Here is a 13,635-nt window from a genome sequence, read left to right as displayed (position 1 = left end):
CTACGCTCCCTTCTTTACAGGTATCGTGTTGCTGCGGTCGGCCTTCGTGGTCCTGCGATAGTAAAGCACGGTAGCCGTGAACACGATGACGGCCATGATGAGAGAGGATGCCCCCGCCATGCCGAGATTGAAGTCCCAGAAAGCGTCGCGGTAGATCCGGAAGACGAGCACTTCCGTTTTCCCGTAAGGGCCGCCGCCGGTAATAAACATTACCTGCTCGTAGATTTGGATCGCGCCGATCAGACTGGTGATTACGATGTAGGTGGCGATCGGCTTCAGCCCGGGAATGGTCACGTATCTCAGCTTCTGCCTGCGGCCGGCGCCATCGATTTCGGCCGCTTCGTAGAGGGACACATCCACGGATTGCAGGCCGGCCAGCCAGATCAAGGCCGCGCCTCCGACGCCCTTCCAAACGGAGTACGCCACGATCCAAAACACGCTCCAGCCGACGGAAAACTGCCAAATCACGGGATCGCGACCGATGGACTTCAGAAAGTTGTTGATGACGCCGTTCGTGGGATCCAGCAGGATATTGAAAATCTGAGTTGTCGCCACCGTAGAGGTCACTGCCGGGATATACCAAATGGACCTGTAGATCCCCTTGCCGAACAGCGGCATGTTCATCAGAAGCGCGGCGCCGAAGCCGGCGAGCAGCGTTACTCCCGATACAAGGGCCCCCATCCAGACGGATCTCCATAAGGCGCTGTAATATTGGGCATCCTCGAAAAATCGGGCGTAGTTGCCCAGTCCGATGAATTTGGGATGTCCTTGAATGCCGATCCATTCGAAAAATCCCAGAATAAATCCGAACAACGTAGGAAATCCGGACACGACCAACCACCAGAAAATCATCGGTCCGAGAATGGCCGCGGCAATCAGGCCGTCGCGGCGCCTTACCAGAAAGCGCTTTAGTTTCGTTTGTTTGAATGGAACCGCCCGTTCCATTTCTCCCCCTCCCATCTTTCACCTATATGCAATATTTAATATATATAACTATATTTAATATGTCAATTATAATTCGACATAAAAAAAAGACCCTGAACCGACGGTTCAGCGTCTGCTTGGGAATCCGATGCGAAGCTCGATTACGATTTGACGCGGCCCGTCGAGGATCTTTCGACCAATTCGGGCTTCATGACGATTTTGCTGTACTTGACGCCCGTTTCCGGATCCTCCAGCAGACGGATGAGAATCTCCGCCGCCTCCCTCCCCATCGTAACCTCCGATTGGGAAATGTGAGAGAAAAATCCGAATTCGTCATACCCGGAAGACGGATCGTCAAACGTCAGGATGGAAATATCCTCCGGCACCTTCAGGCCGATCTGCTTGGCCATGTTGAAAATATAAACGCCCAGCCTTGCGTTCAGCGTCATGTATGCCGTCGCCATCCGGCTTCGAATAAAACGATAGAGCGGGTCATCTTCTTTGACTTGGGTATAGTCGACCTTAAAGTCCGTCAAGATCAATGCCGGATTAATCATGGCTCCCTTTTGCTTCAACCCCTCCATATAGCCGGTAATCCGGTCCTCGACGGTAATGGTGGGAAGCGGCGTGTCCGAGCAGATGGCGATATTCCGGTGTCCCAGCTCCCAAAGATGATGGAGCCCAAGCTTCGCTCCCTCCAGGCTGTCCGTGCACACGAAATTCGTTTCGACGCCGGCAAAGTAGCGGTCGATCAACACGAACGGATAATTTCGCATTTTCAGCGCGAGAATTTCCTCGTTGTAGGTCTCCGCGTCGGAGGGAAAAATAATGAGTCCGGCCGTCCCCGTCGACAGACATTCCCAAATCAGGCTCTTCTCGGTTTCGATCGAATTGTTGCTAAGGGCGACATGCAATTGGTAACCTTGCCTGATCAGCACTTCGTTGATACCCGAGATGAGGCGAATCGCAAAGAAGTCTCCCAGCGTCGGGATGATCAGGACGATCTTTTTTTTCTTGCCGCCCTCCGTCAGCCCCGCATTCGCCGCCTCGTCGACCGCACCGTCTCTTATCGTCTGCAACGCCCCGTACCCGCGGATATCCTGCAGCTGGGAAGCCGAGGAGGCAGGGCTGCCGCCGTGCGGCTCGCGCACCATCTCCTTCACGAAGCTGCCGCGGCCGGGAATCCGATAAAGCCATCCCTCCTTGGCCAGCTGCCCCAGCGCCACCGCAACCGTAATCCGGCTCACCTTGAATTGCTGCATCAGTTCTTTTTCGGTGGGAATTTTATCGTCGACCTGCAAATGTCCGGATCGGATTTGTTCTTTAAAGTAGTCCTGGATTTGAATATATAGCGGCTGTCGCTCATTTTGCATCGTAAGTTCTCCCTAGAAATTCCATTCTGGCCAATCACCCCATTATATCATTTATAGCCTTTTGCATCAATTTTGGAAATGGACCTCCCTTCTCCAAACGTTTTTGGTTCCTGCCTTCATTTCTTCGTCTCCAGCGGATCGATCGGGAGCCCTTTGCTCTCGCGGATCAATTCGAAGTAGATGTCAGGCCGGACAAATACGATATCGCCGTCCTCCTTGAGAAGGCGGTAGGCGTTGACGAAGTTCTCATAATGGACCTCCCAGGGATTCGCCTGGATGCATACGAAGAGCGGAGACTTCCGGTCCCATTTTTCGATCGCCTGCCGAACCGGGAAAATCAGGTCCCCTTCCGAAGCTCCGTAAACGACGTTCAACTCCTGACCGGGCATTTTGTTTTGGTAGACCTCCACGGCTCCCGTGCCGCCCTGCGAGGTAAAGCCGAGCAGCGACGGGGCGTGCGAAGCCAAGCTGTCTCCCACGTTCGGATTCGTTTCTCCCTTGACCGTGTTCCAGACGGTCAGCACGCGCAGCCCCGCGCGCTTCATATAATCGTCCGTCCGGGCAAAGAAGCGGTCCAGCCCCGCTTGATCCTTCCAAAAATTCGGGTAGGTGTAGCCCAAGCCGGTCGGACCGGAAATGAGCGCATCGTTTTCGGTCGCCGTCTGATGGAGAACATTCAGAATCCCGGGCATCGCGTCTACCATTAGCGGAGACACGGTCCAGCCGATCGGCACTTCGCCCCGGTTTGGCAAAAACCACAGCTTGCTGAAGTAATGCTCCATGTACTGCAGAGTATCCCCGTCGCTCATGATGTACGACACGTAGACCTTGTTCTCCAACGGCGGCTTCTTCGGGATTTTGGCAGGCGCAACGGTTCTGGAGGTTCCGCTGAGCACGGACAGATTCGAAGAATAGTCCGCCGCCACGGTTGCCAGCCCGAACTCCGACGTTTTCGTAACCCCTTTCCCTTCGTCCGGCCACCATCCGAGATACAATCCGCTTCCGTAAGGCATGTCTTTCATGAATTTGTTCAGGATCGCCTCTTCCTCCGGGATGCCCGGATTGAGCCATACGACGGCCGCCTCGATCCCCATGGCGTAATCTCTCAAAAACGTTTTGATGTCCGGGGTCAGACCGACAAGAACGCGATGGGTCGTTTTCGGCCAATACTGGTCGTACAGGTATTCGTACACCTCGATATTCGTTTTGAATTTCCCCCGCAAATCCTCCAGCACGGGAAACCGGTAGGGCTCGCCGGCAAGCTTGTCGGCCAGGGCAGGCGAAACGACGATCGCGTTGTTCAATCCGGCTATGGTCGTCGCCAAATTGTACGTATCCGCCACCTCCGGATCGTAAATGACGATGCCGCGAATTTCGTTTTGGTATTTGGCTACGAGTTCCCAATTGTTTTTAACCTTTTGGTATCCCAGTCCGAGCGCGGTAAGCCATTTGGTGCCTTCGTCGCTCCGGGTATCGTCGTAGATGCGGGGCTTGGTTTTGTTCACCACGCCCTTCACGGTTTCGAACATCCCGACCTCCTCTTCCCTGGCAGGCGAATCGATCTGAACGTCATACAGTTTGAGCGACGATTTTCCCGTCCAGGACACGACGATCTCCACCCCCTTCCCCGACTCCGGCGAGGTGAAGGGAACCTCGAATGACTGCGAGGCGTTCTCGTTGCGAAAATCCCAATTCGCAACTTCCAGGGAGCCGATACGCTCTCCCGTCGACGACTCGCGGATTTCCAGCTTCGCTACGCTCCCGTTTTCATCCGCGAACCGGTCCACGCTCATGCGAAACACCGCATGGTTATCGCCGGGCGGCACGTCGGCAATGCCCGGAACGCGCAGCATGACGCCCGCCGGATCTGCGCCCTCCTCGGCCACCCAGCCATCCCCGTCCGCTTTTCCGGTCTGATGCTCGTAATCCGATTCCTCCGCCTTGTAGATCAGCTTGCTGCTGAGATCGATCAGATCCAACGTCGCAGCAGGCTCCGAAAAAGACGGCAATGCCTGCTTTTCGGGCCAATGGACCCCATCATTGTTGCCGGACCGGCTCCCATAGACGGCAGCGATAATGCCCGCGGCGACCACGCAAGCGAGGACACCCATGCCAATGGCTTTCCTGTTCAACACCCTTCCCCCTTTTCGCAAATCGTGTTCCTGCGCTTCGAACCTCATTTCCTTTCTTTAAATGCAATAATAAATATATCAAATATGTTAGTCAATTCATTTTGGCGTTTGAAACAAAAAAAGAAGCGCCCCCGCAGGAGCGCCTTCCTTCTTGACCGTCGTTGTGATTCGCTATGGAAAGCAACAAGATTCCCGTCTAAATTCCTTTGTCCATCAGAAGCTTAATGAATAATCCGCCCTGCACCGACCGGTTTTGGAAGTTCACCTTCTTCGCGTCGGTCGTCGAATAAAAATCCGTCATCGGAACGCGGCTTTCCGACTGATCGTACGCATGCCACAGGCGATCGACGATGGCATTGAAGTCTTCTTTGTTCTCGCAAAGCGTCGCGCTCCACACCAGCCAATCGGATTTGGTGTAGGTGTTGCGATTATCCAGCATGAGGCCGAACGGGCCGGAATGCTTTTCGATATAAGCTTTCGTTTCGGCCTTGAAGGTATCCGAAGGGAATAAATCGAGACCGAAAATGGAATCCCAGACGGCATTGTATTTCATGCTGAAGGAGCCGGGGCGGTCAAAGGCCAGCCGGTACGTCCCGTCTTCGTTCGCGGCCATCGACAGCCATTGATCCGTCATGGAACCGGCGATTTTCATCAGCGCCTCCGCCTTTTCCTCTTCCCCCGCCAAGCGGTTCAGAATGGAGAAGCTGGCAATGCCCATGATGGCTTTGATCGACAGATTGCAGTTATGGGCCAAATGCCCCGCGAAATCGTCCGTGCACAACTGATTATCCGGATCTACGCCGTTGCGGATCAGGTAATCGCACCATGTTTCGAGGTGGCTCCAATTCTCCTGCGCAAACGTGATGTCATTTTCCGCAAGGGCGACCGCCGCGGTGCAAATCAGCATATTGCCGCACTCTTCCACCGGCATCTGCCAGGTCGGGCAGGTACCATGGCTGTAAACCTGTCCGTTAAGCAGCGGGTAGGTGCCCACATCGTGGGGGGCGAAATCGAAATGCCAAACTTCCGTCGAGGCATATTTGAAAATCGGCCTCAGCATCCCTTTGACCAGCTCCGGGTTGTAAATCAAAAATTGCGGGATGGAAGGGTACGTCACGTCCACGGTGGCGGCGCAGCCGTTGCTGAAGTTCTCCTTGGAAATAAACAGGACATCCCCGTTCGGATCCGCGCACAATTTATGCGCCGCGATCGCCTGGCGGTAGGCCAGGGAAACCAGTTCCGCGTAATTTTCGTTGCCCGCTTCCGCGGCTTCCCTGAACAGCTCGGACGAAAACCGTTCGCATTTCTCCGACAGAGAGCCATACTCGCTCAGCGCTTGCTTGATCACCGCTTCGATCGTTTGTCCGTCTTTTTTCCAATAGGCGTTCAGCGGCTCGTGGAAATATTCGATCGATTGGATATCGTCATACGCGACCGTGACGAGACCTTCGGCGTTTTGTTCCGTATCGAGCGCGATCGACAGCGCCAGCGTATGGTTCACGGTACCGTATTCGTTCGTGCCGGCCGTAGCCGATACCGCCGCCTGCGCATGATTCGAAGCGAGATAGACGTATCCCCAATTGATTCGAAGATCGTCTCCGGCTTTGGTTAACGGCCGCTGGATTTTGCTTCCCACTCTCCCGCAGGCAAAGCCCGGTTGGCTCAGATCGGCATATTCGGTCGGGAACTCGTACTTCAAATTTTGGCAGATCTCGTCGTCAACCGATATGCGAATCGTTACGTCGCGTTTTTTTCCGTCGTTGGACCGGACTTCCGCATGAATATAAGAGACCGGTCTGGACATCAGCTTCAAATCGTCCATCAAAAGAGGCGTCAGGAATGTGACCGTCAGCTGGATCTCCTCGCATGCAAAACGGTACTTGGTCGCAAGCGCCTGGATGTCCAAGCCGATTTGCTCCATTTTCGGACTGTCCGGATTGACGCCCATGAACAGATAGTCCTTGCCGTCGACCGTAACGGTGCCGATCATTCGGTGAGGTTTCTCGGTCCAATGCTTGGTGTCCGATTCGTTCAGCTTGTCCCCCATGGACCAGATGGAGAAATAAGGATCGACGGTAATCAGCGGTACGGCCGGCGCTCGCAATTTCATTTCCATTCCTCCCGTTTTCGCACGTGATTTTCGGAAAACCCAAGTAAAAACGGCTCCTCCGTCTTCAAGGAAGATGGCGGCACGTTTTTATCGGAGGTCATACAGAAATGGATAAGGCTAATACTTATACATTCTGTATGACGAACACGCGCAATGTTCATTACGGGTTTAATTTATCATGGTAAATGGCGTATTATAATAGCAAATATCATTGCAAATGTGAGGATTATCACCATGCACGAGACCATATACAGCTTTTGGCACCTGTGCGATCCGCAACGTCCGCTGAACGTCGTCATGTCGGGAATCTCGTATTGCGATAAAAGCTACCGGATCGAACGGCATGGAGAAAATCTGTTTTCATTCGAATATATCATCGACGGAAACGGCGTTTTGGAGATCGACGCTCAGACGCTGCATCCCCAAAAAAACGACGTCTATTTTTTGACGCGGGACAGCGATCATCTCTATTATGCCGACGAGGGGCGTCCGTGGACGAAAATATGGGTCGTTTTTTACGGGGAATTCGCGGAATATTTGTTTCGGCAATATTTGCCTTCGGATACGTTTCTCGTGAAGGACTGCAACATTCTTTCTTATATGAACGAAATCATTCATCTTTCGTCCGTTCCCCAAAAAAGCTATTCCGACCTGGTCGACGAAGTCTCGGTCATCCTGCTGAAAATCGTCTTGCATCTCAAAAATCATTTGGCGCATAAGGTGCTGTCCGCCGCCGAACAGATCAAATTATGCCTGGACGTCAACATTGAAAACAAGCTGGACATGAACGATGTTTGCGCGGAGCTCGGTTATTCGAAAAATTACGTCATTCAGTTGTTTCGGGAATCGTACGGGATTACGCCCTACGCCTATTTTCGAAAACGCAAGCTCGAGCTGGCGGAGCAATATTTGCTGAACACGCACCTCACGATCAACGAAATCTCCGCCAAGCTGAACTTCGCGGACCAGCATTATTTCTCATCGGCGTTTAAATCCGTCTTCGGCGTTTCTCCCTCCGAATACCGAAAAGCAACCAAAAAAACGGCCAAATCGCCGGAGTGAGGACCGCCGGCGATCTGAAAAGGCCCGCTAACGCCTTCCGGCGGCCGCACGGAAGACAAAAAACGTGGCTTTCCCAAAGTCATTAAAGATTGACTTAGGGAAAGCCCTGCTTCTTCATAGCGACTTGGAATTGTGAGGGGATGTATCTCCTTCCGACGCTTCTCTAGGAGATTTCTATCGCTTTCTTTTCATAAGTTAGAGCAGCTCGCGCAGCTCCCGAAGCGAATGAACGGTGTACCTAGGCGCGACGCCCTCCGCCGGCGCGATGCGCCGCGGATTGTAATGGCAAAAGTCGATACCCGCGTTCGCAGCGCCGATATAGTCGTCGGTCAACGAGTCGCCGACGAACAGCGCCTCCGACCGGTCGACGCCCAGCGCGCGGAGCGCCGCGTCGAAGATGGCCCGGTCCGGCTTCCAGACGCCGAGCTCGTCGGAGACGTGTATCGAATGGAACAGCCGGTCCGAGCCGCCCGACAACAGCCGCCTGCGCTGCGCTTCTCCGATGCCGTTGGATACGACGGACAGCCGATAGCGGCCGTGGAGTGCGCTTAGCAGCTCAAAGGCGCCTTCCTCGTATAGACACAGATCGCAGAAATGCTCCCAGTAGGTGGATGTCAGAGCCGGCGCAAGCGCGTGATCCTCCTCCAGCTCGAGGAGCGTATCCCGGAACGAGCGGTTCAGCACCTCCAGGATCGGCATGCGCGACTCGATACGTCCCAGCCAGTAGCGGAGATTGTGCGAGCCGAAGAGCGGCCAGAACCGCTCCCAGACGAATCGCTCCCGCTCCAGCAAGCCGTGTGCCTGCAGGGTGTGGCGCATCGATTGCAGCTCGCTCCCGGTGTAGTCGAGCAGCGTGTTGTCCAGATCGAATAGGATAGCTTTGTACATGAGATCCCCCTTTGCCGTTCTGGCATGGTACGCCTATTGTATCATGGCGGAGCTGCAGCCGGTCCGCGGGACGCCCCCGGCTTGTCCGGCTATTGGAGCGACTTGAACAAGACGCGGAAGACGTCGTCCGGGCTTGCCCTGCCCTCGTCGTCCCGCACGATCAGGTTCTGGATCCGCATCCCGTAGACGAACGCCATGAACAGCGAGACGCCATCTCGCGAATGTCGATCTCGGTCGGGATCGCACCGGATCGCTTACGAAACGGTAAGCAGCTCCATTCCAATGGAGGACGTCCGTTTGTTTTGCGTTCTTACAAAAAGAAAGCGACTCCCTTATAATCGGTCTCACACGCCGGCCGGACGCGGCCCGATACTACGCGTGACTGCAGTCCGCACGAAAGGATGGTCGCTATGAACCGCAAGCTGATTTATCTGCTCACGCTCGGCATTTTTGTCACCGCCACCTCCGAACTGGTTGTCTCCGGGGTTTTGAACGCCATCGCCGAAGATTTGCGCGTATCCGTCGCCCTCGTCGGCCAACTGATTACCGTCTATTCTCTGTCTTTTGCCGTCGGCACGCCGATCATCGTCTCTATCACGGCCAAGCTCCCGCGCAAGACGCTGCTGCTCGGATCGCTGGCGGCTTTCCTGGTCGGCTGCCTCCTTTCCGGCGCCGGCTGGAGCTTCGAGACGCTCGCGGCGGGACGCGCGATTCTTGGCGTCAGCGCCGGCGTCTATATGGTCGTCACGCTCGGCTCGGTCGCGAAGCTCGTTCCTCCGGACAAGATCGGCAGCGCGATGGGAACGGTCATCCTGGGCTTCAGCATCGCGATGGTGCTCGGCGTCCCGATCGGAATCGCGGTCGCGGGCTGGATCGGATGGAAGGCGATCTTCCTGCTGCTGGCCGCCGCCGTCCTGCTCGTCCTGATCGGCGCGGCCGTTTTCCTGCCGAGGATCGAAGGCGACGCGCCGGTCCCGTTCCGCCGGCAGTTCGCCGTCCTGGCGAGTCCGCTCGTTATCGCCGGGCTGCTCCTGATCTTCTTTCGGGAAGGCGGGACCTCGGTCATGTACACGTACTTGACGCCCTACCTGCAGACGATCCTGCACATGAAGCCTTCCGGCATCGCCGTCGCGATGCTGATCCTCGGACTGCTGGGCGCCGTCGGTTCCCGCTTCGGCGGATATGCCGTCGACCGCTGGGGCGCCGTGCGGATGATCGCGATCAGCCTGGCTTTGCCCGTGGCGGCGCTTGCGGCGCTGCCGGCGCTGAAAGCGTCCCTCGCGGCGACCATCGCCGTCCTGGCCGTCTGGATCTTCGCTTCCTTCATGGTCGCGCCGGCGATCCAGACCTACTTCGTCCAGCAGGCGCCGCAGTCCGTGAATCTGATTATGGGCATGAATACCTCGTTGACGCACCTGGGCATCGCCGCAGGCGCGGGCTTGGGCGGCGCGGCCGTCGACGCTTCCTCGACGGTCCTTTACAACCCCTGGCTCGGCGCAGGCCTCCTCGCGCTCGGGCTCGCCGTATCGGTCGTCATATGGTCGGCCCAAGCTCGCCGGGCGAAGGCGCGGGAGCGGCTGACCGCATGAACGGACCGCACAAGAAAAAAAGGATCAGGCCGCGCCTCCGCGCCGCTTGATCCTTTTTTTCGTTTAGCGCCCGCCCAGCGTCCGAAAGCCTTCGCGCCACGACGCGTACCGCGGCGCCCAGCCGAGCTCGCGGCGCGCCTTCGCGTTCGAGGCGCCCCGCTCCCACGGGGCGGCGCCCGCCCGAACCGGCGGCTCCGGCGCGCCGACCGCCGCCGCGAACGCGGGTACCCACGCCGTCCCCGGCGCCGGTTCGTCGTCGACGATATGATACGTGCCGATCGGCCACGTCAACGCGAGAACGGCCGCCCGGGCCGCATCGTCCACATGAATGAACGAAGCTACCCCGTCGGTCGCGGGCAGCTCCCCATTCCGCGCCTGCTCCGCCATGAGGCCGTCCGGCGCATACCAGGTGCCCGGCCCGTAGAACAGGCCGTACCGCAGCGCCACGGCCTCCGGCATCTCCGCCGCCGCTTGCTCGAGAGCCTGTACGCCCTGCACTGTCCCGAGGCGGGGCTGCACCGCTCCAAGATCGAGCGGCTCCGCCTCCGTGGCCGGCCCCTCGCCGGGCATGGCTGCCCAAGCGATGCTCTGCGCCACCATTCGGCGGACGCCCGCTTCCCGGGCGGCATCAACCAGGTTTCGCGTGCCGTCGACCCGAATTCGCGCATTGTCGGCGAAGTTTCGCGCCCCGAGCGACGTCAGTTGATGGAGGACGACATCGGGTTTCGCTTCCCGGACGATCCGGAACAGCATCTTCCGGTCGAACACGTCGGCGACCGAGGCCGCCGCCCCCATCGCCCGAATGCGGTCGGCATGCGCCGCGTCTCGTGTCATGCCGGTTACTTCGTGCCCCTCCCGCACGAGGAGCGGGACCAGCGCTCTGCCGACGGCGCCGCTCGCCCCTGCCAAAAAAATTCTCATGCCGTTTGACCTCCCGCCGCGGGTGCGGCTTTCGAACTTGGCTTGCGGGTACGAATATTGGCGCCGAGCACGCCCGCGATGATCATCGCCGCCCCGATCCAGTGATAATATGCCAGTTTCTCCTTCAGGAATACGGCTCCGCCCAAAATGGCCACCAGCGTCCCCAGATTGACGAATACGCTCATTTGGGAAGCCTTGATTTTCGATAGCACGTAGTTGGACAGCAGCGCCGTGACGAGCGACGACAGGATGCCGATGTAGAGAATAGACCAGACAAAGCTCGGATGGGACAGCGGCTCCGTCAAGCCGCTCCAGCCGCCGCGCACGGCGTGCTGTACGATCGAAAGTCCGGCGAACGAGATGAAGCCGAACAGCATCATGGCGAAGGTCAGCTGCAGAGGGGTGTACGAACGGCTGAGCGACCTCGCCAGCACGCTGTAGATGGCCAGCATCAAGGCCGACGCCAGCAGCAGGACGATCCCCTGCACGTGCGCCGCACTGATGTTCGCCCCCGCCATCGCGATCATGAAGACGACGCCTCCGACCGAGCAAACGACGGAAAGCCGCTGCAGCCACGTCGTACATTCCTTCAAGAACAGCGCGGCAAGAATGAGCGTGAAAATCGGCGCCGTCGCCTGGAAGATGCCTGCCTCGGAGGACGCTGTGATGGCCAGGCCGCCGGCCTGGAGCCCGAAGAACAGCGCCGGATAGACAAGGCCGACCGGCAGAAGCCGCCACAGCCGGCGTCCGTTCAGGCCGAGCTTGATCCAGCCGGCCGCGACCGGAATCGCCAACAGGCCGAACGAAATCGTGAATCGGTAAGCCATCGTGTCGATCGGGCTGGCGACTTCGAGCGTCAGCTTCGTAAACAGAAAGGAAAAACCGATCAGAACCGCGTATAATATAGCCAAGAAATAGACGGATGTTTTTCGCGTCATCGTCGCACCTTCTCCCGTTTGCGGAATCGAGCCGGCCGGCTTCTTGAACCCAGCATAAGGGAAAGGCACGCGCGCAACAAGCGTTATGCGGACCGACTGTATCGATACAATTCGCATCGCAAAGGAGGAACGGCCCTTGTCCCGTCTGCCCAAATACGCCGCGCTTATGCACGAAATCGAGCAGCGGATCCAGACCGGCGCCATCCGCCCCGGCCAGCAGCTGCCCTCGATCCGCGAGCTGTCCGAGCGTCACGGCTGCAGCACGAGCACCGTCGTTCGCGCCTATCAAGAGCTGGAGCGGCGCCACCTCGTCTATGCCATTCCGCAGAGCGGATACTACGCCGTACAGCGCAAGATCGACCCGGACCGCCGAACTTCGGGCTCGGGGATGGACTTTGCCTCGGCGGCGCCCGATCCCGACGTCTTTCCCTACCTCGACTTTCAGCATTGCATCAACAAGGCGATCGACAATTACAAAAACGAACTGTTCGTCTACGGCATTCCCCAAGGGCTGCCCTCGCTCCTCAAGGTGCTGAGCAAACATTTGGCCGACTATCAGGTGTTCGCGCCGGCCGAGCGGATCTGCATCGCCTCCGGCGTGCAGCAGGCGCTCGTGATCCTGACCATGATGCCGTTCCCGAACGGCAAGCGGACCGTGCTGCTGGAGCAGCCGAGCTATACTTTGTTCATCCGGCTGCTGGAGTCGCTCGGCATACCGTCGACCGGGATCGCCCGCACGGCGGACGGCATTGACCTGGACGAGCTGGAGCGCTTGTTCCGCGACGGGGACATCAAGTTTTTTTACACGATGCCCCGGTTCCACCTGCCGCTCGGCACCTCCTATCCGGAGGCGACCAAGAAAGCGATCGCCGAGCTCGCGAAGCGTTACGACGTATACGTCCTGGAGGACGACTACATGGCCGACCTGGAGAACGATACCCGGGCCGATCCGATCTACGCGTACGGCTCGTCTCATGTCGTCTATCTGAAGAGCTACTCCAAGATCATGTTCCCCGGTCTTCGCATCGGCGTCGCGGTGCTGCCGCCCCAGCTGCGGGATTCGTTCGCCTCGCACAAGAAGCTGTACGACATCGACAGCTCCATGCTTTCCCAGGCGGCGCTCGAGATCTACATTCAAAGCGGCATGTTCGCGAGGCGCAAGCATCAAATCCGAGCGACCTACTCCCGGCGGCTGAATTGGCTGAACCGGGCGCTCGATGCAGCCAATAACGTGCCGGACGTCCAGCATTTCCGCGCATATTCGGGCGTCCACACGCACCTTACCCTGCCGGCTCGGCTCCGGCTGCCGACGCTGCTGGACCGGCTTCGCAAGCGGCAAATTCAGCTGGACCCGCCCGAAATCCATTATTTGAAGGGCTTCGAGCCAAAGCCGCTGCTGAGGCTCAGCGTGTCCCGGGTCGATGAGATGCAGATCCAATCGGGCGTGAGCGCCATCTTCGACGAGATCCGGCGGCTGCTGCGTTAACCCGAAGAGCAAAAAAACCGTTCTTTTCGCAAATGGTTGGGTAGTACCTCCATTTGACCAAAGGACGGTTTCATTGCGTTTTGGGAATGTAAGCGATAAATAAGACAGGGATGTATCTCCTGGAGGAGCGAAGCGTTTGCCTTTTGCCGCCGTGAAATCCCCTTGTTACGAGGTTACCATTTCAGATTTCATGGCGGCATCAGCAACCGGAA

The 13,635-nt window shown here is 57.6% G+C and carries 10 protein-coding genes; 3 read left to right on the top strand and 7 right to left on the bottom strand.

Annotated elements, in window-relative coordinates:
* The 4 genes from LKX83_RS26270 to LKX83_RS26255 form a co-directional block, all read right to left on the bottom strand.
* Nucleotides 1–945 (bottom strand): carbohydrate ABC transporter permease, encoded by a 945-nt coding sequence (locus tag LKX83_RS26270; RefSeq protein ID WP_227885816.1) that lies wholly within the window; start codon nt 943–945, stop codon nt 1–3.
* Between the two features lie 140 nt (nt 946–1,085).
* Nucleotides 1,086–2,297 (bottom strand): GntR family transcriptional regulator, encoded by a 1,212-nt coding sequence (locus LKX83_RS26265; protein ID WP_227885815.1) that lies wholly within the window; start codon nt 2,295–2,297, stop codon nt 1,086–1,088.
* A gap of 116 nt (nt 2,298–2,413) precedes the next feature.
* Nucleotides 2,414–4,429, bottom strand: coding sequence for a GxGYxYP domain-containing protein (locus LKX83_RS26260; protein ID WP_227885814.1), 2,016 nt, complete (start codon nt 4,427–4,429; stop codon nt 2,414–2,416).
* 196 nt (nt 4,430–4,625) lie between these two features.
* On the bottom strand, nt 4,626–6,545 hold the full coding sequence (locus LKX83_RS26255) for a glutaminase domain-containing protein (protein WP_465249353.1): 1,920 nt from the start codon (nt 6,543–6,545) through the stop codon (nt 4,626–4,628).
* Between the two features lie 228 nt (nt 6,546–6,773).
* On the opposite strand from LKX83_RS26255, the gene LKX83_RS26250 reads away from it, so the two are divergent.
* Entirely contained in the window at nt 6,774–7,601 is an 828-nt protein-coding gene (locus LKX83_RS26250) for a helix-turn-helix transcriptional regulator (protein WP_227885812.1), read from the top strand.
* Nucleotides 7,602–7,796: 195 nt separating this feature from the next.
* Here LKX83_RS26250 and LKX83_RS26245 read toward each other — a convergent pair whose 3' ends face one another.
* On the bottom strand, nt 7,797–8,489 hold the full coding sequence (locus LKX83_RS26245) for an HAD family hydrolase (protein WP_227885811.1): 693 nt from the start codon (nt 8,487–8,489) through the stop codon (nt 7,797–7,799).
* 410 nt (nt 8,490–8,899) lie between these two features.
* Here LKX83_RS26245 and LKX83_RS26240 point away from each other — a divergent pair, with 410 nt between their 5' ends.
* On the top strand, nt 8,900–10,078 hold the full coding sequence (locus LKX83_RS26240; RefSeq protein ID WP_227885810.1) for an MFS transporter: 1,179 nt from the start codon (nt 8,900–8,902) through the stop codon (nt 10,076–10,078).
* A gap of 63 nt (nt 10,079–10,141) precedes the next feature.
* Here the strand turns inward: LKX83_RS26240 and LKX83_RS26235 are convergent, their stop codons facing one another.
* Nucleotides 10,142–10,999 carry an NAD-dependent epimerase/dehydratase family protein gene (locus LKX83_RS26235; protein WP_227885809.1) on the bottom strand — a complete coding sequence of 286 codons (858 nt, stop codon included), beginning with the start codon at nt 10,997–10,999 and terminating at the stop codon, nt 10,142–10,144.
* Nucleotides 10,996–11,937 carry a DMT family transporter gene (locus LKX83_RS26230; protein ID WP_227885808.1) on the bottom strand — a complete coding sequence of 314 codons (942 nt, stop codon included), beginning with the start codon at nt 11,935–11,937 and terminating at the stop codon, nt 10,996–10,998. Before LKX83_RS26230 ends, LKX83_RS26235 begins: the two co-directional genes overlap by 4 nt.
* 145 nt (nt 11,938–12,082) lie before the next feature.
* On the opposite strand from LKX83_RS26230, the gene LKX83_RS26225 reads away from it, so the two are divergent.
* Nucleotides 12,083–13,423: an aminotransferase-like domain-containing protein gene (locus tag LKX83_RS26225; RefSeq protein WP_227885836.1), complete on the top strand. Its 1,341-nt coding sequence runs from the start codon at nt 12,083–12,085 to the stop codon at nt 13,421–13,423.
* Nucleotides 13,424–13,635 lie beyond the last annotated feature (212 nt).

Origin of the sequence: Cohnella baijiui, assembly GCF_020731285.1 — a bacterium.
Lineage (GTDB): Bacteria > Bacillota > Bacilli > Paenibacillales > Paenibacillaceae > Cohnella.
This window is presented reverse-complemented; position numbering and strand designations above follow the sequence as displayed.